Below are 20,962 nucleotides of genomic sequence, written 5' to 3' on the forward strand. Positions count from 1 at the left end.
GTCTGCGAGTCGGCCAGCACGCGGCTCGTCTTCGAAAGCGGCATCAAAACGGGCGGAGCCGACCATGCCTCGTATGAGTGTCGACGACGCGCCCACGCGCCAGTCACGACATAAGAAGCAGCAGCGCGACGCGCTGCGCGAGCGCATACTCGAAGTCTCGCGCGGCATTGTCAAAAGGGAAGGGCTCGCGTCGCTCTCGATGCGCAAGCTCGCGGAGGCGATCGATTACTCGCCCGCCGCGCTGTATCTGCATTTTCGGAATCGCGGCGAGATCGAGCGGGCGTTGCGCGAAGAAGGGCATGCGCAACTGCGCGCGGCGTTCGAGCCGCACGCGAGCATCGCGGATGCCGCTGCGCGCCTGAGAGCAATCGGCCTCGCCTATGTGCAGTTCGGACTGAACGAGCCGGAAACGTACCGCCTGATGTTCATGGACAACGCGAACGCCAACAGCGGGAACGTGTCGGACGACAACGCCGCCATGCTCTCGCTGATAGCAGACGCATTCCTTGAACTTCAGGCAGCGAACCGGCTCGTAAGGCTGCCGTCCGGCGCGGCTGCCGCTGCCTGCGCGCAGGCTTTCTGGGCGAACCTGCATGGCATCACCGCGCTACAATTGAACGGCGCGGCAAGCGCCGACGTCGCGGCGAGAGAACTCGTCGAGTTGTCGCTCGATGCGTGGCTCGCCGCCTGCTGAGTGAAGTGACCGTACGAACCGTTTCGACTTCTCGACACGATGACCACCGAAGACATTCGTATTGACACCGCTAACGGCATCGGCTTCATTGCGCTCGATCGCCCGAAAGCGTTGAACGCGCTGACGCCCTCGATGCTGCACGCCATCGGCGAGGCGTTGCGCGCGTGGCGTCACGATCAGGCGATTCGCGCCGTAATCGTCTACAGCCCGCATGTGCGCGCGTTTTGCGCCGGCGGCGACATCCGTTTCCTCTATGAAGCCGCGAAGGCCGACGACCGCGATTCGATCGACGCCTTTTTCACGGAAGAATACAAGCTCAATCACGCCATCTTCACGTTTCCGAAGCCGTATATCGCCGTGGTGAACGGCGTCGTGATGGGCGGCGGAATGGGCATTTCGCAGGGCGCGCATCATACGGGCGGACTGCGCATCGTCACGCAATCCACGAAGATGGCCATGCCGGAAACGCGCATCGGTCTTTTTCCGGATGTCGGCGTGAGCTGGTTTCTCGCCCGCGCGCCCGGCGCGATCGGCCGCTATCTCGCCGCCACCGGCGCGAGCATCGGCCCGGCGGACGCGCTCTATGCCCGCCTGGCCGACGCGTATCTCGACGACGGCGCGCTGCCCGGCCTGATCGAATCGCTGCGTCATCAGCGTTTCCTGGATGGCGTCGCCATCGTGCGCTTCGTCGAGAACGAGACCACGAAGTACAAGGTCTCGCCGATTCCGGATACGAGCGCGCTCGCCGAGGCGCGCACGCTCATCGACAAGCATTTCGCCGCCGGCAACGGCGCGGCCATTCTCGCTTCGCTGGAGCGGGACGCGGATGCATCCGGCAACGAATGGCTGCGCGCCACGGCGGCCGCATTGCGCGAGCGCTCGCCGCTCTCCGTGGATGTGTCGCTTCAGCAGGTCGACCGCGCGCGCTTCTCGACGATGGCCGAAACGCTGCGCCGCGATCTCGATCTCACGCGCTCCGTCTTCGAGCGGGGCGACGTGCTGGAAGGCATCCGGGCGCGCATCGTCGACAAGGACAACCAGCCGCAATGGAAAGTGGCGCGCGCAGAAGACGTGCGGCCCGATGACGTCGAGCGCATGTTCGACAGCGCCTGGACGCCGGCGACGCATCCGCTGCGGTCGTTGAAGGATTAACGGAAGCGGCCGCTTGGCCGCTTGTGCTTGCGTTCAGGCGGTCTCGCTGCCCGCCATGAAAGCGCGCATGAAAACCAGCGCGCCCCAGCCCCAGATAGCGTTTGCGATGAAGCCCGGCGCGAGGCGCGGCAGCATGTTGCCGCTCGGCCAGATGCCGCGCGCCGGATCGATCACGAACGCGCTGACCGCCGTCAGCACGATGCCGCCGAACACGAGCGCACCGATCCACGGCGCGCGGTGTTCCGGCGCGACGCGCAACAGCCACGCCATCAATACGCCGAACACGGCGCTCCACAACGCATTGGCGATGAATTCCGGAATGCCGAGCGGCAGGAACGGCGCGGTCGAAAAGCCGGCGGCGTCGATCATTCCGGCTGCATGCAGCAGCGCGAGCGTCGATTCGCGAAAGAAGAGTGCGGCGAGAAAACCGGAGACGAACGGCAGAATGAGTTTTTGCATTGGCTTACCCGCTGGCGGGCGAGACCGCGGTTCGCGCGAGAATCGGGACGAGCGCCATTATAGGGGCGCGCGCCCGCCAGCCGGAGCCGATGCCTACTTCGCGATGGCGTCGCTTGCGGGACTGTGATGCAGCATGCGGTCGCTGTTGGGCGGCGGCGCGGGGCGCTTGACCGGCATGTTGTCGGGATTGTCGGGGCGCGCGGCGCTCGTTGCCGGCGAACCCGGCGCGCTGGGCGGCTTGACCATGGACGCGCCTTCGTCCGGTCCCGGTCGCGCGGTTTGCGCCTGTGCGGCGAACGCCATGCACAGAAGCGCAGCGGCCGCGATCGATTTGCTTTTCATGTCAGTCTCCGCGAGGCTCGACGCACGCGGGCGTCGCATGTTCGGTGTGACAGCGGGCGCGGGGAAAGATTCGGGATGCGCGCCCAGAACCGCCCGTTGCGCGCTGCGGTAAAATTGCGGATTAGCTGAAACAGACGTCTGCCATGTCCGCCGCTTCGAAAACCAGTCCCCGCCGCGTGTCCGTCGCTCCCATGATGGACTGGACCGACCGCCATTGCCGCTCGCTGCATCGGATGGTGTCGCATCACGCGTGGCTTTACACCGAAATGGTCACGACGGGCGCGCTGCTTTACGGCGATGTCGCGCGTCATCTCGCGTTCACGCCGGCCGAGGCGCCCGTCGCGCTGCAACTGGGCGGCAGCGAACCGGCCGACCTCGCCAAGAGCGCGAAGCTCGGCGAACAATGGGGCTACGACGAGATCAACCTGAACTGCGGCTGCCCGTCTGAGCGCGTGCAGCGGGGCGCGTTCGGCGCATGCCTGATGAAGGAGCCGGAACTCGTCGCGGACTGCGTGAAGGCGATGCGCGACGCGGTGTCGATTCCGGTGACGGTCAAACATCGCATCGGCGTCGATGCGGTCGAGGACTATGCGTTCGTGCGCGATTTCGTCGGCACGGTCGCGCAGGCGGGCTGCGACGTGTTCATCGTCCATGCGCGCAATGCGATCCTGAAGGGCCTGAGTCCGAAAGAGAACCGCGAGATTCCGCCGCTCAAGTACGACTACGCGTACCGGTTGAAGCGCGACTTCCCGCATCTCGAGATCTCGATCAACGGCGGCATCACGACGCTCGACGAAGTGGAGGAGCACCTGAAGCATGTCGATGGCGTCATGCTCGGGCGCGAGGCGTACCACAATCCTTATGTGCTGGCGCGCGTCGATACGCGGTTCTACGGCGCGACGACGCCGGTGCCGACGCGCGAAAAAATCGAAGCCAAGTTGATCGACTACGCGCGGGCCGAGCTCGCGCGCGGCACGTATCTCGGCGCGGTGACGCGCCATGCGCTGGGGCTATATCGCGGCGTCGCGGGCGCGCGCGGATGGCGGCGCACGCTGTCGGACAGCCGCCGGCTTGCGAAGGGCGACCTGAGCATCTTCGACGAGGCGCGCGCGTACTTGCGCGAAGCGGCGGAAGCGGTCGAGTCATGACAGTACGCGTCGATCGTAAAAGAATGCTCAAGAGGACTAGGCAAGCAAATACTTTGTTCGTATAATCTCGCTTCTCGATTGGCAGGCAATCTTGCGAAGTCGAGAAGTAACAAAGCGAAGTAGCAAATCAGTTGTCAGCGGTGGCTGTAGCTCAGTTGGTAGAGTCCAGGATTGTGATTCCTGTCGTCGTGGGTTCGAGTCCCATCAGCCACCCCAAAGAATTCATACGAAAAGCCCGGTCATCGCGACCGGGCTTTTTGCTTTCTGCTTTTTGCTTTTCCGCCGCTAAACACAGCCCCCGCACCGCGCCCGCACCGTGCTAGCATCAACGCACCACCACCCCGAACGAACGACCACGGAGACAGCTATGGCTACTTTGGCGATCGACGGCGTGCGTTGGGTCAACGACCGCGTGACCAATGTGCGCTGGGGCAGCTTCGATTCCGCGACGAACGACTGGACGGCGCCGACCGCCATCGTCGACGTCCATCAAGTCGTGGACGCCATCAAAAGCGGCAAGGAAGTGCGCACGCTCTTCAGGCTAGGCGGCCGCACGTTTCTCGGACCCAAAGTCACCGCATTGCCGTACTCGAACGGCCACGTGGGCATCGAGGCGCGCGTGCAGGAAGGGCAGATCGAGAAATCGCTCGAAGACTTGCCGCACGTCTGAATCTGGTTTGAGAGGAAGGCGTTGAATCGCGAACAGGCGCACAGGTTCGAAACCGAAATCATGCCGCGCATCGCCGAGGGCGTGGCCCGCGTGGTCGATGCGAAATTGCGCGTCGAAATCGTACCCGGCGGCAGTCCGCGCGAGCCGGCGCGGCTACGCGTGAGCGCGCCGCCGTCGGACGATGGCGCGCGCTCGCGGCGTTATCCGTTCGACATGAACGTCTTCCTGACCTGGGACGACGAAGAAATCGAGCGATTGCTGCGTCCCGGCGGCGAAGCACGTTTGCAGCGTTATCTCGACGCGCTCGGCGACAAGCTGCGCGCATGGCAGGACGCCCGCGAAGTGGATGTGCCGACGCGCTCGCAGGCGGAGCCGTCGGTGCTGCTCGGCGGGCTCGACTTCGAGGCGTGAGTGTCTATCGCTTGGACGATCGTGGAGGATCAGATGGCATCGTCGAATGAAGGCAAGCTGCGTGCATTCGTGCAGACGGCGGAACAGGGCGGCGGGTTCGTGTGGGTCATCACGCTCGTCGATTTCGCGGCGGGCGAGGTCAAGCGCGCGTTGGTGTCCGAAGACAACTTCGCCACGGCCGACGCCGCGCGCGATGCCGGCAACGATCGCCTGAAGGCGATGTCGAACGATCGGTAGCCGCACGGTCAGCGGCGCGCGAGCGGGTATGGCCGAGCAGCAACGAGAAGACGCGGACGAGGCGCGCGAGGCGCGAGAAGCGCGGTTTCGTAGCTACGAAGCGGCCGGCGAAGCGTCGATACGCGCGCAACTCGACGCGGCGCCCTCCGCCGACCCCGAAGCGGCGCACAAGCGCGCATGGCTGCACGCGAAGGACACCGCGCGTCAGGACGAGCAGTTCCGGGCGATGTTCGCGTCGGTGTCGTCGGCCAACGACGCGGCGCAACTCGCTCGCGAATCCGCGGAGGCATCGCGCCGGTCGGCGTTCTGGACGATGATCGCGGCACTGGCGGCGACAGCGGGCGTGATCGTCAATTTGGCGATTGCGCTGGGCTGGCTGGATTCACTCAGACGCTAGGTGTTCGGCGAAGCCAAGATGGTCCACCACGCGCGCACGGTCGGCTCGCCGTCGAGCGCGCGCAGGAAGTCGTCCGCAAAGGCGTCGCTGGCGGCTTGCCATTCGGGCGTGCCGGTCGGCAGGTCGTCCGGATTCTTCAGCCCGCGCGCATGGCGGATCACGGCGACGGCTTCGCTCAACGCGGCGAGGGATTCGAGACTTTGCAGATTCATACGCGGGTTTACGGCGCAAGGGCGCAAACCTTTAACCTGGTCCGATCTTGCCAGCCTGTGGAACCGGGCGACCTTTCCGAGGCGCCAAGCCAGCAGCCGTTCCGAACCCTGGACCTGTTGGCAGTCTTGAAAGCGTCCCAAACCGTCCGAGCCTTTGGTGCCTGGCGACCTTTCGAGAGCTTCGAACCAGCAGCCGTTCCGAACCTCTGAACCGCTCGGAGTCTTGTAAGCGTCTCCGCCCGTGCGAGCCTTGCAGGACACCAACGCTTCCAGTTCTGCAAGGCTCGCATTGCGCGCCTCTCACGCGCCTAACGCTCCGTAGCTTTCCCTCTGACATGCCCCGAAACCAGCGCGCCTGCATCCTTGGGAAGACGCCACAGATCGATCACGCCCAGCGCCCCGATCAACGCCACGATCAGAAACGCCACGCCGAAATCTTCCGGACCGATGGAGTGCGCATCATGCCCGTGCAACCACTCGCCGATGCGCAGCGCGATCGCGCCGGCCGCGACGCCCACGCCCATCGACATTTGAAACAGCGTGCTGGATAGCGCGGAGGCGCCGCTCATCTGCGTCTTCGGCACGTCGGCGAAGCTGAGCGTATTGAGCGCCGTGAATTGCAGCGAACGCGACAAGCCGCTCACGAACAAGACGACGACGATGACGAGCGTGGGCGTCGAAGGCGCGAGCAGGCTCATCGCGGCAAGGGATAGCGCGGCGATGAGCCCGTTGACCACCAGCACCGGCCTGAAGCCGAAGCGCCGCATCACGGGCGTGGTGACGAGTTTCATCGCCAGATTGCCGGCGAAGACGGAGAGCGTGAGCAGTCCGGACATGAACGCGTTCATGCCGAAGCCGACCTGGAACATCAGCGGCAAGAGGAACGGCGCGGCGCTGATCGCGATTCGAAAGAGCGACCCGCCGCCCATCGCCACGGCGAAGGTGTGCACCTTCAGCGCCGACAAATCGACCACCGGCTGTGTCGCCCGCATCAGATATCGCCACGACGCGATGCCTGCCGCCGCGCCCACTGCGACGAGCGCGCCGATCATGCTCCACGACGCGTCGTTGCGCCCGATCAGTTCCATCGCGTAGAGCAGCGTCGTGCAGGCGATGCCGCACAGCACGAAGCCCGCGAAATCGAAGCGGCGGTTGGCGTCTTCGCGCACGTTGTCGATATGGCGCAGCGTCAGCAGCAAGCCGATCAGACCGAGCGGCACGTTGAGATAGAAGATCCAGCGCCACGACGAATACGTGGTGATGAAGCCGCCGAGGGGCGGTCCGATCACCGGCGCGACGAGCCCCGGCCAGGTGATGATGGCGATCGCGCGCATCAGTCCGTCCTTCGGCGTGGCGCGCAGCACGGCCAGTCGACCGACCGGCACCATCATCGCGCCGCCGATGCCTTGCAGCACGCGCGCCGCGGCGAACGCCGGCAACGTCGATGTCGCGCCGCACAGCACGGAGGCCGCCGTGAACACCGCGATCGCGCTGCCGAACACCGTGCGCAGCCCGAAGCGGTCGGCCGCCCAGCCGCTGATCGGAATGAAGACGGCGAGCGTCAGAAGATACGCGGTGATGCCGAGGCTCATGTCGGCCGGATGCACGCCGAACGAGTGCGCCATCTGCGGCATGGCGGTCGCGATGATCGTGCCGTCCAGGTTCTCCATGAAGAATGTCGCGGCGACGAGGGAAACGATCAGCGACGAACCGGGCTTCGCTTCGTCGGACTGGCTGGGCGTCGTGGAGGATGACATCGGCTGCGTGGTTTGTCGTTGGAAGACGTTTTCGGTAAGCCATATCAAGCGAACTGCAAGCTCGGGAACCGGTTCCGCTGCATCGCTAAGCTCTGCATTCTATCGGCGGAGCAGACCTCGCGCGCCTATGGTAGCTTCTGCGCTTGTCGGCAATGCCGCCGTGGAACCGCGCCAGCAGGCGTCAACAAAAAGGAACGAAGCGATGAAGTATCGGAAACTGGGCGATTCGGGCGTCGACGTGAGCCTCATCGGGCTCGGCACCATGACCTGGGGCGAGCAGAACACCGAGAGCGAGGCGCACGAGCAAATCGACTATGCGCTTGCGCAAGGCGTGAACCTGATCGACGCCGCCGAAATGTACCCGGTCCCGCCGCGCCCCGAGACGCAGGGCCGCACCGAGGAATACATCGGCACGTGGCTCGCGAAGAACGCGGGCAAACGCGGCGATATCGTGCTCGCGACCAAGATCGCCGGGCCCGCGCGCCAGCCGCACAATCCGCGTCACATTCGCGGCGCGGGCAACCAGTTCGACCGCAAGAACATCAACGAGGCGATCGACAGCAGCCTCAAGCGCCTGCAGACGGATTACGTCGACCTGTACCAGCTGCACTGGCCGGACCGCAGCACGATGACCTTCGGCCGTTCGGCGTATCCGTACATCGACGACGAATACGCGGTGCCGATCGAGGAAACGCTCGCCGCGCTCGGCGATCTCGTCAAGGCAGGAAAGATTCGCTATGTCGGCGTGTCGAACGAAACGCCGTGGGGCGTGTCGCAATTCCTGCGCGCGGCGGAGAAGGCCGGGCTGCCGCGCATCGTCAGCATTCAGAATCCGTACAGTCTCGTGAATCGTACCTACGAACTGGGCTTGTCCGAATTCACGCACAAGGAAGGCATCGGTCTGCTCGCGTACTCGCCCCTCGCGTTCGGCTGGCTCTCGGGCAAGTACGAGGGCGGGGCGCGTCCGGCCGGCGCGCGGATCACGCTCTTCGAGCGGTTCCAGCGTTACAGCAAGCCGCAAGCGATCGCCGCGACGTCGTCTTACGTCGAACTGGCGAAGCGCCACGGTTTGAGCCCGACGCAGCTCGCGCTCGCGTTCGTCAACACGCGGCCGTTCACGACGAGCACGCTCATCGGCGCGACGTCGATGGCGCAGTTGCAGGAGAATATCGCGAGCGTGGACATCGAACTGTCCGATGAGATTCTGGCCGAGATCGAGGCGCTGCACGAGCGCCAGCCGAATCCGGCGCCGTAAGTCATAGGCATGATTTGGGCCGCCGCGCCGCGAATGTGTCAGCATTGATGTTCGGGCGCTTTCGCGGCTCAGAAGCTGCATGCACTATCCGGGCGATGCGCCTTCGTTGCATCGCGTCGCCCGGCTGAAACACCGAACGCGCATCCGAACACCGCGCGTTCGCGTCCTGCCGAAAGCCGCCGCGCCAGCATCAAACGGCTGCGCGCGGCCGCTCGCACCCGGGCGCGGTGCCTTTTAGCAAGGCACTGCGCTTGCTCGATGGTCCTGGTTGCCGCTGAGGCGCCCGTCGTGCCTCAGCGCGCTCTTCGCGAAAGGAGTCGTCGCTCATGTCTCAAGCAACGCCGCAGTCCCAAGATCTGGATCGCCTCACGATCGACACGATCCGCACGCTGTCGATGGACGCCGTGCAGAAGGCCAATTCCGGCCACCCCGGCACGCCGATGGCGCTCGCCCCCGTCGCGTTCCATCTCTGGCAATACCATCTTCGCTACGACCCCGACGCGCCGCTCTGGCCGAACCGCGACCGCTTCGTGCTGTCGGTCGGGCACGCGTCGATGCTGCTGTATTCGCTGCTGCACCTCGCGGGTGTCAAGGAAGTGGACGAAAGCGGCAAGCCGACCGGCAACCCGGCCGTGTCGCTCGACGATATCAAGCAGTTCCGCCAGCTCGACAGCAAGACGCCCGGCCACCCGGAGTTCCGGATGACGGCCGGCGTCGAAACCACGACCGGGCCGCTCGGCCAGGGCCTCGGCAACAGCGTCGGCATGGCGATGGCCGCGCGCTGGAAGGAAGCGCACTTCAACAAGTCGGGCGCGCCGCTTTTCGATTACCGCGTCTACGCGCTGTGCGGCGACGGCGACATGATGGAAGGCATCTCGCACGAAGCGGCATCGCTCGCGGGGCATCTGAAGCTGTCCAACCTCATCTGGATTTACGACAGCAATCGCGTGACGATCGAAGGCCACACCGACCTCGCATACAGCGACGACGTGGAATCGCGCTTTCGCGGCTACAACTGGAACACGCTGCACGTCGACGACGCCAACGACGCCAACGCGCTCGAAGCCGCGCTCAAGCAAGCGAAGGCGACGACCGACAAGCCGACGCTGATCGTCGTGAAGAGCATCATCGGCTGGGGCGCGCCGAACAAGCAGGACACGGCGGCGGCGCACGGCGAGGCGCTCGGCGACGAGGAAATCAAGCTCGCGAAAAAGTTCTACGGCTGGCCGGAAGACGCGCAGTTCCTCGTGCCCGACGGCGTCATGCAGCACGTCGCCGAAGGCATGGGCGCGCGCGGCAAGGCGGCGCATGCCCAGTGGAAGCAACGCTTCGACGACTACGAGAAGCAGAACCCGGATTTGGCGAAACAGCTCTGGCAGATGCTCGAATCCAAGCTGCCCGATGACTGGGACGCCGACATCCCGACGTTCGAGGCTGACGCGAAGGGCATGGCGACGCGCGAATCGTCGGGCAAGGTGCTCAACGCCATCGCAAAGCGCATTCCGTGGATGATCGGCGGCGCGGCGGACCTCGCGCCATCGACGAAGACGAATCTCAAGTTCGAAGGCGCGGGCAGTTTCGAGCATGACAACTACGCCGGGCGCAATCTGCACTTCGGCATTCGCGAGCACGGCATGGGTTCCGTCGCCAACGGGCTCGCGCTCTCGAACATGCGGCCGTTCGCGTCCACGTTCCTGATTTTCAGCGACTACATGAAGCCGCCGATCCGGCTCTCCGCGATCATGGAAGTGCCGGTCATCTATGTGTTCACGCACGATTCCATCGGCGTGGGCGAGGACGGCCCGACGCATCAGCCGATCGAGCAACTGGCTTCGCTGCGCGGCGTGCCGGGACTCTGCACACTGCGGCCGGCCGATGCGAACGAAGTGAGCGAGGCGTGGCGCGTGGCGCTGTCGTTCCCGAAGGAGCCGTCGTGCATCGTCGTCACGCGCCAGCCGCTGCCGACGTTCGACCGCACGAAGTTCGGCTCGGCTGAAGGCGTGCGGCGCGGAGCCTACGTGCTCGCCGATGCCGATGGCGGCAAGAAGCCGGAAGTGCTGCTGCTCGCGACCGGCAGCGAAGTGTCGCTGTGCGTCGAGGCATGGGAGAAGCTCACGAGCGAGGGGATCGCGGCGCGTGTCGTGTCGATGCCGTCGTGGGACATCTTCGAGAAGCAGGACGACGCGTACAAGGACTCGGTGCTGCCGCCCGACGTGCATGCGCGCGTGGCCGTCGAGCAGGCCGCGACGCTTGGCTGGGACCGCTACGTGGGGCGCTTCGGCGCGACCATCGTGATGCACACGTTCGGCGCGTCCGCGCCGCTGAAGGCGCTGAAGACGAAGTTCGGCTTCACGCTCGAAGGCGTCTACGAAGCGGCGAAAAAGCAGATCGAGCGCGTCAAATCCGCCGCCGGGGAGTGATCGACATGCAGATCGGCATCGTAGGGCTAGGGCGCATGGGCGGCAACATCGGCCGCCGCCTGATGCGCGACGGACACGAATGCGTCGTGTACGACCACAATCCGCAAGCCACCGACGCGCTCGCGAGCGAAGGCGCGACCGGCGCGAACGATCTCGGCGATCTCGTCGCGAAGCTCGCCGCGCCGCGCGTCATCTGGCTGATGCTGCCGGCCGGCAAGATCACCGAGGACACGCTTTCGGACCTGCACAAGATCCTGCAAGCGGACGATGTAGTGATCGACGGCGGCAACAGCTTCTACAAGGACGACATTCGCCGCGCCGCGCAGTTCAGGGAGCAGGGCGTGCATTATGTCGATGTGGGCACGTCGGGCGGCATCTGGGGACTGGAGCGCGGCTACTGCATGATGATCGGCGGCGACGAGGCCGTCGTGCGCCGGCTCGATCCGATCTTCGCGACGCTCGCGCCGGGACGCGGCGACATTCCCGCGACGCCGGGCCGCGAAGGACGCGATCCGCGCGTCGAGAACGGCTACATGTATTGCGGGCCGGTCGGGTCGGGGCACTTCGTGAAGATGGTGCACAACGGCATCGAGTACGGGCTGATGCAGGCGTATGCGGAAGGCTTCCACATTCTGAAGCACAAGGAATCGACGGACCTTCCCGAGAACGAGCGCTATTCGCTCGACCTCGCGGATATCGCGGAAGTGTGGCGGCGCGGCAGCGTGGTGTCGTCGTGGCTGCTGGACCTGACGGCGGGCGCGCTCGCGAGCGACGGCGGGCTCGAACACTTTTCGACCATCGTGGCGGACAGCGGCGAAGGGCGCTGGACGATCGAGGCGGCCATCGAGGAAGCCGTGCCCGCGCAGGTGCTCTCGGCGGCGCTGTACACGCGCTTCCGCTCGCGCGACGCCGATCTGTTCCCCGAGCGCATGCTCTCTGCGATGCGCTTCGGCTTCGGCGGCCACAAGGAGTTTCTGGCGAAGTAACGCGCTGAGCGTCCGGTTAGACGGCGATGGACCGCGACGGTCCATCGCCGTTTTTCATTTCATCATGCGACGGCGGAAGAGCCACGCGCAGACGAAGAACGGCAGCACGGCATAAGCGGCGAGCACGCCTGCGTGCAGCGCGAAACCGTCGAGCGGGCGGCCGAGCATCGCGGGGCGAATCAGTTCGACGGCGTGAACGAGCGGCAGCGCCTGCGTCACATGCTGCGCGAGCGCGGGTAGTTGCGCGACCGGAAAGAAGACGCCGGACAGGAGCAGCATCGGCGTGAGCGCGAGCGTCTGATAGAACATGAAGAAGTCGTAGCTCGGCGCGATGGCCGTGACGATCATCGCGGTGCTCGCGAACGCCAGCCCGGTCAACACGATGACCGGCAGCGCGAGCAGCATCGACGGAAAATTCGCGTAGCCGAGCGCGCCCGCGACCAGCATGATCGCGACGCCCGAGAGCACCGACTTGCTTGCGGCCCACACCACTTCGCCGAGCACGATATCGCCGAGCGTGAGCGGCGTGTGCATGATCGCTTCCCACGTGCGCTGGACGTGCATGCGCGAGAAGCCGGAGTACATCGCCTCGAAGCTCGCGGACATCATCACGCTGGAGGCCACCGTGCCCGCGGCGAGAAACGCGATATACGACACGCCCTCGACGTGGCCGACCATCAGGCCGAGACCGAGTCCGAGGCCGAACAGATAGATCATCGGGTCGGCGAGGTTCCCGATCATCGAGGCGACCGCGAGTTTCTTCCAGACGAGGTAATTGCGCCGCCAGACCGACATCCAGTGCGTCGCGTTGGCGGGCAGCGCGTTGGTGAGCGGCGCGGCGTCGCGCGCGTGCGTCTCGCTCGGCTTTTTGCTGGCGACGCGCGGTTGATCGAAGGTTTCCATCGCGATTAATCCACCATTTCACGCCCGGTCAGGCGCAAGAAAACATCTTCCAGATTCGCCGGACGATGCAGATAACGCACGCCCTCGCGCCCCTTGACGCGCGCGTGGACCGCTTGCGGATCGTCGACGTAGCAAAAAAGCGTCTCGCCGCTCACTTCCATGCGCTCGACGAGCGGTTGCAGTTCGGCGGCCAGCGCCTGCGGGTCGGGGCCGTAGATTTCGATCACGTCCGAGCCGATCACCGACGCGATCAGGTCGCGCGGACGGCCTTCGGCAATTTTCCGGCCTTCTTCGATCACGCAAACGCGGTCGCACAGGCGCTCGGCTTCTTCCATGAAATGCGTCGTGAGCAGCATGGTCTTGCCGCGCGCCAGCAGCGAGCGCAGACGTTCCCAGATGAGATGGCGGGCCTGAGGGTCGAGACCGGTGGTCGGTTCGTCCATGATCAGCACGTCGGGATCGTTGACGAGGGCGCGCGCCAAGGTCAGCCGCCGCTTCATGCCGCCGGACAATTCGCCGACGCGCGCATCCGCCTTGTTTTCGAGCCGCGCGAATTCGAGCAGCGACGGCACGAGCGCGTCCATGCGCGCGCCCGCGATGCCGAAGTAGCGGCCGAAGACGACGAGGTTCTCGCGTACGCTGAAGTCGGGATCGAGATTATCGAACTGCGGCACGACGCCGACGCGTTCGCGGGCGAAACGCGCGCGCGACGGCACAGGTTCGCCGACGAGCCGAATATTTCCGTGATCGGGCGACGTCATGCCGAGCAGCATCCTGAGCGTTGTCGTCTTGCCCGCGCCGTTCGGCCCGAGCAGGCCGAAGCATTCGCCGGGACGCACGTCGAACGAGAGGCCGTCGACGACGTTCTTCGCGCCGTAGCTTTTTATGACTTCGCTGAAATCGATGGCGGGCGCGCCGGCTGATTCCGGGGCGTGCTCGCGCGTGGTGCGCTGTGTCATGCGTTTTGTGCCGGGGAAAGTCCAGCGAGCTAGTGTAATCGAATGCACCGGCGCGGCGCTTGTGCGGGCAGAAGCGGTGCGCCGGGAGAGTCGTGCGTGCATGCCGAAAGCCGCGAAGCCTTGTGCGACGGGCTTCGTCGCAATCTGGCACGCGGCCAGCTAGTCATGAGTCCAACGTGGCGCGGGTTCGGCGCGCTACTGCGTGAAGTTAGCGTTTTCCATCGTTGCCACGTCCGGCGCGGCACAGGATCATGAAGTTACGCCGCAGTCAATCTGCGATGCGGCAGGGAGGCATCATGACAAGCTATAGAAAGATTCTGCTGTGCTACGACGGTTCCAGAGAGGGCCGCAAGGCGTTGCGACAGGGCGCGAATCTCGCGCTCGACCTCAACGCGGAAACGCACGTGCTCGCGGTGGTCGACATGCGGTCGAGCATCGCGCAGAGCGCCGGATTGCTGACCGATATGGCCTGCGGGCGCTTCGAAGACGCGGCGCGCGATATCTTGCAGGAAGGCGTCGAGTGGCTGCGCGAGCGTGGCCTGTCGGCGCAGGGGCATTTCGCGTTCGGCCATCCGATCGACGAAATCGCCGCGCTGGCCGACAGCCTCAAGGTCGATCTCGTCGTCGTGGGGCACCGCTGCCGGAGCGGGCTCGCTCGTTGGTGGATGGGCGCGGGCAACACGCCTTTGCTGGATCGCGTGTCGTGCAGCATTCTGGTTGCCGTCTGTCAGGCAGGCGAATCGGCGGAAGCGGAAGATGCCGCTGCGTATGCCGCGAAGCCTGCGAAGGCCGAAGCGGGCGCCTGAGCGTGGATGGCTGGCGGCGCACGTCAGCCGTTGAGATTGACGGCGACGAGCTTCCATGACACCAGCCCGCTGCGGTGAAATATGGCGGAATAGCGGGCGTCGCCTGCGCCGTGCTGGTACGTCACGACGAACGTGTTGATGCTGCGATAGCCGGCCGTCGTCTGCGGCGGTTGCGGAGCCGGATTCGATGCGCTCACGGACACGCTCGCCGGCGCCGACGCATTTGCATCGGCCTGGCCGGCCGCGGGCGGACGTTCGCCGGGATTGCCGCGCGGCGGTATGCCGTTCAGGATCGCGGCGACTCCGTCCGGCGTCGCGTATGAATCCACGAGCGGGCCGACCAGCGCCGCGCCGATCATCGCGCCGATGATCGCGAGCGGGTTGCCGCTCTTCTGCACATCGATGCGCCGCGTGAGCAGCGCGGCGATCTGATCCTTCAAGCTCGCGCGCAACGCGGGGAAATCGACGTATTGGTTGACCGTTTGGGCGTCTCGCGCGTCGGCCGCGCGCTTGACGCGGTCCAGCACGATATACGGCGACGCATAGACGAAGCCCAGCGCCGCGACGAGCAATACGGCGGCGAGCGTGGCGACAATGAAACGAGCGGTGCGGGACATGCGACGGCCAAGCCTTCAGCGGAGGTCAATGCAGGATTGACCGCGCCGACGCACGACTAATTCCCCAACTCGCCGCCAGTTCACGCCACCGTGCCGCCCGTGAGACCGGCGCGCTCTTCGTCGATGCAGCGGTCGATCATGCGCGACACTTCGCCGATCTTGCCGACGAGGATCAACCGCGACTCGCTCCGGTACACGCGCACGGGCGTGCTCCGCGGCGGCTCCGCGTGAACCGTCTGCGTGAGCGACACGCGCGCGAACGCAGGCTGGCGAGACGGCAGTGCGGGCATGGAATAGAAGAGATCCGGCGCAGCTTCGGCCCGCGAAGGCGCCGCGGTGCCGCAAGGAATCAACGCACGCAGATGACGCAGACGGCCGAACTGGCGAAAGGGCAGCAAACGGGCAAAACGTTCCATCATGACTCTCCAGACGATAGGACGCACCGCGGCATGCCGCGAGCGGCTGCCGTCCGTGCTTGATGTACTCGAAACGCGCCGCGTCTTGCGTGGCGTGAAGAGGCGCTCAGCGACGCATGAACGCGCGCTGCCGCCGCTGACTAGAACTCGCCCGAGCGGATCAGGCCCACTGCAATGCCTTCCAGCGCGAAGTCTCCGCTGCCGGACCGCACGAAAATGTTCTCGTAGTCCGGGTTCTCCGCGATGAGCTCGACGCCGTCGGGACGTCGCTTCCAACGCTTGACCGTGACGTCGTCGCCGAGCCGCGCAACGACGATTTGTCCGTCCTTCGCCTCGGTGCGCTTCTGAACGGCGAGCAGGTCGCCGTCCAGAATGCCGGCGTCGCGCATCGACAAGCCGCGCACTTTCAGCAGATAGTCGGGCTTGCTCGAGAAGAGCGCGGGATCGCACGCGTAATGCTGCGAGATATGCTCCTGCGCGAGGATGGGACTGCCCGCTGCAACACGGCCCACGAGCGGCAGCGAGAGCTGCATGATGCTCGCATGCGGCAACGTGAACTGGTGCGGCACGTCTTCTGAACGTCCTGCGTCGCCAATCAGCCGGATGCCGCGCGACGACCCCGCCGCCAGTTCGATGACGCCCTTGCGCGCCAGTGCCCGCAGATGCTCTTCCGCAGAGTTCGCGGAGCTGAAGCCGAGCTCAGCGGCAATCTCCGCGCGGGTCGGCGGAAAGCCGGTGCGCTCGATTGCGCGCTGGAGCAGTTCGAAGACCTGCTGCTGACGCGCGGTAAGTTTTGAGGTTCTGGTCACTGGCTCGGGCCTCTCGTGCACTGTATGGATCAACAGATGACTGTATTTTTATACAGTATTCAGAGCTTTTCAAGCATTACTTTAAGTTCGGCTCGAAACCGCAACACGCTCCGACGTTCGGCCCTGCGGGACCGCCGGCGACTCGCTTTAGCAGCTTTCGATATAAAAGACTGAAAAACGATTATTTCTGTTCATATAGGCCCGCCGATAGACTGATTCCGTCAATTGGATAAGACGGAGAACGGGGAATGCAAAGCACGAAAGCGGGATTGGGGACCAGGGCACGCAAAGCGCTGACCGCGCTGGCGCTGACGGCGGCGGGCATCGGCGCGATGGTCGCGGCGAGCACGCAAGGCCACGCGCAGACGTCGTTTCTGAATGTGTCGTATGACCCGACGCGCGAGCTCTATCAGGACTTCAATCAGGCATTCGCCAAGAAGTGGAAAGCCGAAACCGGCGAGACCGTCACGTTCAAGCAGTCGCATGGCGGGTCGGGCGGACAGGCGCGCGCGGTCATCGACGGCCTGCAGGCGGATGTCGTCACACTCGCGCTCGCCTATGACATCGATGCGCTCGCGGGCAAGGGACTCGTGGCCGCGGACTGGCAGAAGCGGCTGCCGGATAACGCCTCGCCGTACACGTCGACGATCGTGTTCCTCGTACGCAAGGGCAACCCGAAGCACATCAAGGACTGGGACGATCTCACGAAGCCGGGCGTCTCCATCGTCACGCCGAACCCGAAAACGTCGGGCGGGGCGCGCTGGAACTATCTCGCCGCGTGGGCCTACGCGCAGCACAAGCCGGGCGGCAACGAGCAAACCGCGAAGGACTTCGTCGCAAAGCTGTACAAGAACGCGGGCGTGCTCGACTCCGGCGCGCGCGGCGCCACGACGAGCTTCGTGCAGCGCGGCCAGGGCGACGTGCTGATCGCGTGGGAGAACGAGGCGTTTCTGTCGCTGAAGGAGTTCGGTCCGGACAAGTTCGAGATCGTGGTGCCTTCGGTGAGCATTCTGGCCGAGCCGCCGGTCGCGGTGGTCGACAAGGTCGTCGACAAGCACGGCACGCGCAAGCTCGCCGAGGCGTATCTGAAGTATCTGTATAGCGACGAAGGCCAGCAGATCGCCGCGCGCAACTTCTATCGTCCGCGCTCGGACAAGGTGCCGGCCGACCTCACGAAGCAGTTCCCGAAGATCAAGCTCTACACCATCGACGACACGTTCGGCGGCTGGACCAAGGCGCAGAAGACGCATTTCGCGGATGGCGGCGTGTTCGATTCCATCTATCAGCCGCAATAAGAACCGCAATAACAGCCGCAGTAAGCGCAAAACGTAAGCAAACCGAAGCGGCGCGCCATGACGCCGCCGGTCACACAAGCATTCGATGACACGCGCTCCCCGGCGCACTGGAACAGGACGAAAGCAAGGATGACGACTTTCACTTTGCGCAAGCCGAGCGCGCTACCGGGCTTCGGCCTGACGCTCGGCATCACGCTCGCGTATCTGAGCCTCGTGGTGTTGATACCGCTCGCCGCCACGTTCGCGAAGACGGCGACGCTCGACTGGGCGCAGTTCGTCCGCGCGGTGACATCGCCGCGCGTGCTGGCGTCGTATCGGCTGACCTTCGGCGCGGCGCTCGGCGGGGCGCTCATCAACGCGGTGTTCGGCTTTCTGGTCGCGTGGGTGCTCGTGCGCTACACGTTTCCGATGAAGCGCATCGTGGATGCCATCGTCGATTTGCCGTTCGCGCTGCCGACTTCCGTCGCGGGCATCTCGCTCGCGGCCGTGTATGCGGGCAACGGCTGGATCGGGCAGTATCTCGCGCCGCTCGGCGTCAAGGTCGCGTTCACGCCGCTCGGCGTGCTCGTGGCGCTGACGTTCATCGGCTTGCCGTTCGTCGTGCGCACGGTGCAGCCGGTGCTCGAAGACTTCGAGCGCGAGCAGGAAGAAGCCGCCGCGTGCCTCGGCGCGACGCGCTGGCTGACGTTTCGCCGCGTCGTGTTGCCGTCGCTTTTCCCGGCGCTGCTGACGGGCTTCGCGCTGGCGTTCGCGCGCGCGCTGGGCGAATACGGCTCGGTGATTTTCATCGCGGGCAACGTGCCGATGAAGTCGGAAATCACGTCGCTTCTCATCATCACGAAGCTCGAACAGTATGACTATGCGGGCGCTACGGCGCTCGCCGTCGTCATGCTGTGCGTGTCGTTCCTGATGCTGCTCCTCATCAACACGCTGCAATGGTTCCTGCAACGGCGCACGAGCCGCACGGGCGCGATCCCTGCGCACGCCGCGCATGCCGCGTCCGCGCAAGGGAGCCACGCATGAGCACGCCCGACACCAAAGCCATCGCGATGAACACCGCTGCGCCGCGCGATGCCCGCACGCTCGATCCCGTCACCGAACCGCGCGCGGTGCGCTGGCTGCTCACGGGCACCGCGCTGCTGTTCCTCGCGCTCTTCCTCGTGGTGCCGCTCGTCGCGGTGTTCGCGCAAGCGTTCGCGAAGGGCATCGACTATTACTTCGAGTCGCTCAAAGACCCGGACGCGTGGTCTGCGATCAAGCTCACGTTGACGACGGCGGCGATTGCCGTGCCGCTCAACGTCGTGTTCGGCCTCGCGGCATCGTGGGCGATCGCGAAGTTCGACTTCCGCGGCAAGGCGCTGCTGACCACGCTCATCGACTTGCCGTTCTCGGTTTCGCCCGTGATTTCCGGCCTGATCTACGTGCTGATGTTCGGCGCGCAAGGCTGGTTCGGTCCGTGGCTCGCGGCGCACGACGTGCAGATCATCTTCGCGGTGCCGGGCATCGTGCTCGCGACCATCTTCGTGACGTTCCCGTTCGTCGCGCGCGAACTGATTCCGCTGATGCAAGCGCAAGGCAACGACGAGGAAGAAGCCGCGCATGTGCTGGGCGCTTCGGGCTGGCAGATCTTTCGCCGCGTGACGCTGCCGAACGTGAAGTGGGGCCTGCTGTATGGCGTGATTCTCTGCAATGCACGCGCGATGGGCGAGTTCGGCGCGGTTTCGGTGGTATCGGGCCACATTCGCGGACAGACCGACACGATGCCGCTGCACGTCGAGATCCTCTATAACGAATACAACTTTTCGGCCGCGTTCGCCGTGGCCTCGCTGCTCGCGTTGCTTGCGCTCGTGACGCTCGGGCTCAAGCTCGTCGCGGAACGCCGCATGTCGCAATCGCTCGCCGATGCAGGCGCCACGAATTAAGGCAAAGGACACATCATGAGCATCATCGTTCGCAATCTGCAAAAGCGCTTCGGCGATTTCACGGCGCTCGACAACGTCACGCTCGACTTCCCCGCAGGCGAACTCGTCGCGCTACTCGGGCCGTCGGGATGCGGCAAGACCACGCTGCTGCGCGTGATCGCAGGCCTCGAATTTGCCGATGCCGGCCAGGTCGTGCTCAACGGCGAAGACGTCGCGCAAGTGGGCGCGCGCGACCGGCAAGTGGGCTTCGTCTTCCAGCATTACGCGCTGTTCCGGCACATGACGGTGTTCGAAAACGTCGCGTTCGGTCTGCGCGTGAAGCCGCGCCGCGAGCGTCCGTCTGAAGCCGTGATCCGCGAGAAAGTGCACGAATTGCTGAAGCTCGTGCAACTGGACTGGCTCGCGCAGCGGTTTCCTTCCGAGCTCTCGGGCGGGCAGCGGCAACGCATTGCGCTTGCGCGCGCGCTCGCTGTCGAACCGAAAGTGCTGCTGCTCGACGAGCCGTTCGGCGCGCTCGATGCGAAGGTGCGCAAGGAACTGCGAAGCTGGCTGCGCCGCCTGCACGACGATCTGCATATCTCCACGCTCTTCGTCACGCACGATCAGGAAGAGGCGCTCGAAGTGGCGGATCGCATCGTCGTGATGAATCATGGTCGCGTGGAGCAGGTCGGCAGCCCGCAGGATGTGTACGATCATCCGCAGACATCGTTCGTGTATGAGTTTCTCGGCGCGGCGAATCGCCTTCAGGGTCATGTCGATGCAGGCGGCTTCGTCGCGGATGGCGCGGCGCAAGCCATCGCCGCGCAAGCGCACTTCAGCGGACGCGCGCTCGCTTACGTGCGGCCGCATGACCTCGCGTTGTACCGCGCCGACGATGCCGCGGGTCTCGCGCATCGCGACGGTATCGTGGTCGGCGTGCGGCGCGTGGTGACGCTCGGCGGCTCGGTACGTGTGGAACTGGAAGGCGACGCGGGCGGCGTGCTCGAAGCGGAACTGGATCGGGAAGCGTGGCGCGCGCTGAAGCTCGATATCGGCGATGGCGTGCGCGCCGTGCCGCGCGCGCTGCGCGTCTTTCCGGCGCAATGAGACATCCAT

24 protein-coding genes and 1 tRNA gene are annotated in these 20,962 nt (G+C 65.2%); 16 read left to right on the plus strand and 9 right to left on the minus strand.

The annotated features are described in order from the left end of the window. Positions 1-64: 64 nt before the first annotated feature. Together NCR34_RS06755 and NCR34_RS06760 are read left to right on the plus strand one after the other, a co-directional pair. Complete coding sequence (locus tag NCR34_RS06755; RefSeq protein WP_250499401.1) at positions 65-694, plus strand: TetR/AcrR family transcriptional regulator; 630 nt, start codon at positions 65-67, stop codon at positions 692-694. A gap of 39 nt (positions 695-733) precedes the next feature. Then, positions 734-1,846, plus strand: coding sequence for an enoyl-CoA hydratase/isomerase family protein (locus tag NCR34_RS06760; RefSeq protein WP_250499403.1), 1,113 nt, complete (start codon positions 734-736; stop codon positions 1,844-1,846). Between the two features lie 33 nt (positions 1,847-1,879). On the opposite strand, the gene NCR34_RS06765 is transcribed toward NCR34_RS06760, so the two are convergent. Together NCR34_RS06765 and NCR34_RS06770 are read right to left on the minus strand one after the other, a co-directional pair. Next, positions 1,880-2,305, minus strand: a complete 426-nt coding sequence (locus tag NCR34_RS06765) for a hypothetical protein (protein WP_175940213.1) — start codon at positions 2,303-2,305, stop codon at positions 1,880-1,882. Between the two features lie 93 nt (positions 2,306-2,398). Then, complete coding sequence (locus tag NCR34_RS06770) at positions 2,399-2,647, minus strand: hypothetical protein (RefSeq protein WP_250499404.1); 249 nt, start codon at positions 2,645-2,647, stop codon at positions 2,399-2,401. 143 nt (positions 2,648-2,790) lie between these two features. Here NCR34_RS06770 and dusA point away from each other — a divergent pair, with 143 nt between their 5' ends. The 6 genes from dusA (at position 2,791) to NCR34_RS06800 (ending at position 5,510) form a co-directional block, all read left to right on the plus strand. Next, the gene (dusA, locus tag NCR34_RS06775; protein ID WP_250499405.1) at positions 2,791-3,795 is read left to right on the plus strand and encodes a tRNA dihydrouridine(20/20a) synthase DusA; all 1,005 of its coding nucleotides are present in this window, start codon (positions 2,791-2,793) and stop codon (positions 3,793-3,795) included. A gap of 140 nt (positions 3,796-3,935) precedes the next feature. Further along, positions 3,936-4,011 (plus strand) — tRNA-His (locus tag NCR34_RS06780). A gap of 151 nt (positions 4,012-4,162) precedes the next feature. Next, a complete protein-coding gene (locus NCR34_RS06785) occupies positions 4,163-4,465 on the plus strand; it encodes a hypothetical protein (protein WP_206468076.1) in 303 nt (100 codons plus the stop codon). Positions 4,466-4,486: 21 nt separating this feature from the next. Further along, on the plus strand, positions 4,487-4,876 hold the full coding sequence (locus NCR34_RS06790) for a DUF5594 family protein (RefSeq protein ID WP_284506492.1): 390 nt from the start codon (positions 4,487-4,489) through the stop codon (positions 4,874-4,876). Between the two features lie 33 nt (positions 4,877-4,909). Further along, positions 4,910-5,113, plus strand: a complete 204-nt coding sequence (locus NCR34_RS06795; RefSeq protein ID WP_248322154.1) for a hypothetical protein — start codon at positions 4,910-4,912, stop codon at positions 5,111-5,113. 28 nt (positions 5,114-5,141) lie between these two features. Then, entirely contained in the window at positions 5,142-5,510 is a 369-nt protein-coding gene (locus NCR34_RS06800; protein ID WP_250499407.1) for a hypothetical protein, read from the plus strand. Here NCR34_RS06800 and NCR34_RS06805 read toward each other — a convergent pair. Then, positions 5,507-5,722: a hypothetical protein gene (locus NCR34_RS06805; RefSeq protein WP_250499409.1), complete on the minus strand. Its 216-nt coding sequence runs from the start codon at positions 5,720-5,722 to the stop codon at positions 5,507-5,509. The two genes, NCR34_RS06800 and NCR34_RS06805, sit on opposite strands and share 4 nt — an antisense overlap. 308 nt (positions 5,723-6,030) lie before the next feature. Continuing rightward, entirely contained in the window at positions 6,031-7,479 is a 1,449-nt protein-coding gene (locus NCR34_RS06810) for an MFS transporter (protein WP_250499410.1), read from the minus strand. A gap of 202 nt (positions 7,480-7,681) precedes the next feature. Here NCR34_RS06810 and NCR34_RS06815 point away from each other — a divergent pair, with 202 nt between their 5' ends. From NCR34_RS06815 to gnd, 3 genes are all read left to right on the plus strand, one after another. After that, a complete protein-coding gene (locus NCR34_RS06815; protein ID WP_250499412.1) occupies positions 7,682-8,734 on the plus strand; it encodes an NADP(H)-dependent aldo-keto reductase in 1,053 nt (350 codons plus the stop codon). A 326-nt stretch (positions 8,735-9,060) separates the two neighbouring features. Then, positions 9,061-11,154 carry a transketolase gene (gene tkt / locus NCR34_RS06820; protein ID WP_250499415.1) on the plus strand — a complete coding sequence of 698 codons (2,094 nt, stop codon included), beginning with the start codon at positions 9,061-9,063 and terminating at the stop codon, positions 11,152-11,154. Continuing rightward, complete coding sequence (gene gnd, locus NCR34_RS06825) at positions 11,136-12,140, plus strand: phosphogluconate dehydrogenase (NAD(+)-dependent, decarboxylating) (protein WP_250499515.1); 1,005 nt, start codon at positions 11,136-11,138, stop codon at positions 12,138-12,140. Before tkt ends, gnd begins: the two co-directional genes overlap by 19 nt. Before the next feature lie 54 nt (positions 12,141-12,194). On the opposite strand, the gene NCR34_RS06830 is transcribed toward gnd, so the two are convergent. Further along, complete coding sequence (locus NCR34_RS06830; RefSeq protein WP_284506493.1) at positions 12,195-13,043, minus strand: ABC transporter permease; 849 nt, start codon at positions 13,041-13,043, stop codon at positions 12,195-12,197. Positions 13,044-13,048: 5 nt separating this feature from the next. Further along, a complete protein-coding gene (gene nodI, locus NCR34_RS06835) occupies positions 13,049-14,002 on the minus strand; it encodes a nodulation factor ABC transporter ATP-binding protein NodI (protein WP_250499416.1) in 954 nt (317 codons plus the stop codon). 296 nt (positions 14,003-14,298) lie between these two features. Here nodI and NCR34_RS06840 point away from each other — a divergent pair, with 296 nt between their 5' ends. Further along, positions 14,299-14,808, plus strand: coding sequence for a universal stress protein (locus NCR34_RS06840; RefSeq protein WP_175940227.1), 510 nt, complete (start codon positions 14,299-14,301; stop codon positions 14,806-14,808). 23 nt (positions 14,809-14,831) lie between these two features. Here the strand turns inward: NCR34_RS06840 and NCR34_RS06845 are convergent, their stop codons facing one another. The 3 genes from NCR34_RS06845 to lexA form a co-directional block, all read right to left on the minus strand. Next, positions 14,832-15,425: a DUF2939 domain-containing protein gene (locus NCR34_RS06845; RefSeq protein ID WP_250499418.1), complete on the minus strand. Its 594-nt coding sequence runs from the start codon at positions 15,423-15,425 to the stop codon at positions 14,832-14,834. 80 nt (positions 15,426-15,505) lie between these two features. Further along, positions 15,506-15,841, minus strand: a complete 336-nt coding sequence (locus tag NCR34_RS06850) for a hypothetical protein (protein ID WP_250499420.1) — start codon at positions 15,839-15,841, stop codon at positions 15,506-15,508. A 140-nt stretch (positions 15,842-15,981) separates the two neighbouring features. Beyond that, complete coding sequence (gene lexA / locus NCR34_RS06855; protein WP_175940229.1) at positions 15,982-16,650, minus strand: transcriptional repressor LexA; 669 nt, start codon at positions 16,648-16,650, stop codon at positions 15,982-15,984. Between the two features lie 248 nt (positions 16,651-16,898). On the opposite strand from lexA, the gene NCR34_RS06860 reads away from it, so the two are divergent. The 4 genes from NCR34_RS06860 to NCR34_RS06875 all read left to right on the plus strand — a co-directional run bounded on the left by NCR34_RS06860 (position 16,899) and on the right by NCR34_RS06875 (position 20,953). Beyond that, entirely contained in the window at positions 16,899-17,945 is a 1,047-nt protein-coding gene (locus tag NCR34_RS06860) for a sulfate ABC transporter substrate-binding protein (RefSeq protein ID WP_250499422.1), read from the plus strand. Between the two features lie 129 nt (positions 17,946-18,074). Next, positions 18,075-18,968, plus strand: a complete 894-nt coding sequence (gene cysT / locus NCR34_RS06865) for a sulfate ABC transporter permease subunit CysT (RefSeq protein ID WP_250499423.1) — start codon at positions 18,075-18,077, stop codon at positions 18,966-18,968. After that, positions 18,965-19,867: a sulfate ABC transporter permease subunit CysW gene (cysW, locus tag NCR34_RS06870; protein WP_250499425.1), complete on the plus strand. Its 903-nt coding sequence runs from the start codon at positions 18,965-18,967 to the stop codon at positions 19,865-19,867. The genes cysT and cysW overlap by 4 nt, the downstream gene beginning before the upstream one ends. Positions 19,868-19,882: 15 nt before the next feature. Beyond that, a complete protein-coding gene (locus NCR34_RS06875) occupies positions 19,883-20,953 on the plus strand; it encodes a sulfate/molybdate ABC transporter ATP-binding protein (protein ID WP_250499427.1) in 1,071 nt (356 codons plus the stop codon). The last annotated feature ends 9 nt before the right edge of the window (positions 20,954-20,962 follow it).

The sequence above is a fragment of the Caballeronia sp. GAWG1-5s-s genome (assembly GCF_023631445.1).
GTDB lineage: Bacteria > Pseudomonadota > Gammaproteobacteria > Burkholderiales > Burkholderiaceae > Caballeronia.

Coding starts and splice junctions, on each gene's coding strand:
- NCR34_RS06755 (WP_250499401.1), top strand. CDS start 65: ATGCCTCGTATGAGTGTCGACGACGCGCCCACGCGCCAGTCACGACAT.
- NCR34_RS06760 (WP_250499403.1), top strand. CDS start 734: ATGACCACCGAAGACATTCGTATTGACACCGCTAACGGCATCGGCTTC.
- NCR34_RS06765 (WP_175940213.1), bottom strand. CDS start 2,305: ATGCAAAAACTCATTCTGCCGTTCGTCTCCGGTTTTCTCGCCGCACTC.
- NCR34_RS06770 (WP_250499404.1), bottom strand. CDS start 2,647: ATGAAAAGCAAATCGATCGCGGCCGCTGCGCTTCTGTGCATGGCGTTC.
- dusA (WP_250499405.1), top strand. CDS start 2,791: ATGTCCGCCGCTTCGAAAACCAGTCCCCGCCGCGTGTCCGTCGCTCCC.
- NCR34_RS06785 (WP_206468076.1), top strand. CDS start 4,163: ATGGCTACTTTGGCGATCGACGGCGTGCGTTGGGTCAACGACCGCGTG.
- NCR34_RS06795 (WP_248322154.1), top strand. CDS start 4,910: ATGGCATCGTCGAATGAAGGCAAGCTGCGTGCATTCGTGCAGACGGCG.
- NCR34_RS06800 (WP_250499407.1), top strand. CDS start 5,142: ATGGCCGAGCAGCAACGAGAAGACGCGGACGAGGCGCGCGAGGCGCGA.
- NCR34_RS06805 (WP_250499409.1), bottom strand. CDS start 5,722: ATGAATCTGCAAAGTCTCGAATCCCTCGCCGCGTTGAGCGAAGCCGTC.
- NCR34_RS06810 (WP_250499410.1), bottom strand. CDS start 7,479: ATGTCATCCTCCACGACGCCCAGCCAGTCCGACGAAGCGAAGCCCGGT.
- NCR34_RS06815 (WP_250499412.1), top strand. CDS start 7,682: ATGAAGTATCGGAAACTGGGCGATTCGGGCGTCGACGTGAGCCTCATC.
- tkt (WP_250499415.1), top strand. CDS start 9,061: ATGTCTCAAGCAACGCCGCAGTCCCAAGATCTGGATCGCCTCACGATC.
- NCR34_RS06830 (WP_284506493.1), bottom strand. CDS start 13,043: ATGGAAACCTTCGATCAACCGCGCGTCGCCAGCAAAAAGCCGAGCGAG.
- nodI (WP_250499416.1), bottom strand. CDS start 14,002: ATGACACAGCGCACCACGCGCGAGCACGCCCCGGAATCAGCCGGCGCG.
- NCR34_RS06840 (WP_175940227.1), top strand. CDS start 14,299: ATGACAAGCTATAGAAAGATTCTGCTGTGCTACGACGGTTCCAGAGAG.
- NCR34_RS06845 (WP_250499418.1), bottom strand. CDS start 15,425: ATGTCCCGCACCGCTCGTTTCATTGTCGCCACGCTCGCCGCCGTATTG.
- NCR34_RS06850 (WP_250499420.1), bottom strand. CDS start 15,841: ATGGAACGTTTTGCCCGTTTGCTGCCCTTTCGCCAGTTCGGCCGTCTG.
- NCR34_RS06860 (WP_250499422.1), top strand. CDS start 16,899: ATGCAAAGCACGAAAGCGGGATTGGGGACCAGGGCACGCAAAGCGCTG.
- cysT (WP_250499423.1), top strand. CDS start 18,075: ATGACGACTTTCACTTTGCGCAAGCCGAGCGCGCTACCGGGCTTCGGC.
- cysW (WP_250499425.1), top strand. CDS start 18,965: ATGAGCACGCCCGACACCAAAGCCATCGCGATGAACACCGCTGCGCCG.
- NCR34_RS06875 (WP_250499427.1), top strand. CDS start 19,883: ATGAGCATCATCGTTCGCAATCTGCAAAAGCGCTTCGGCGATTTCACG.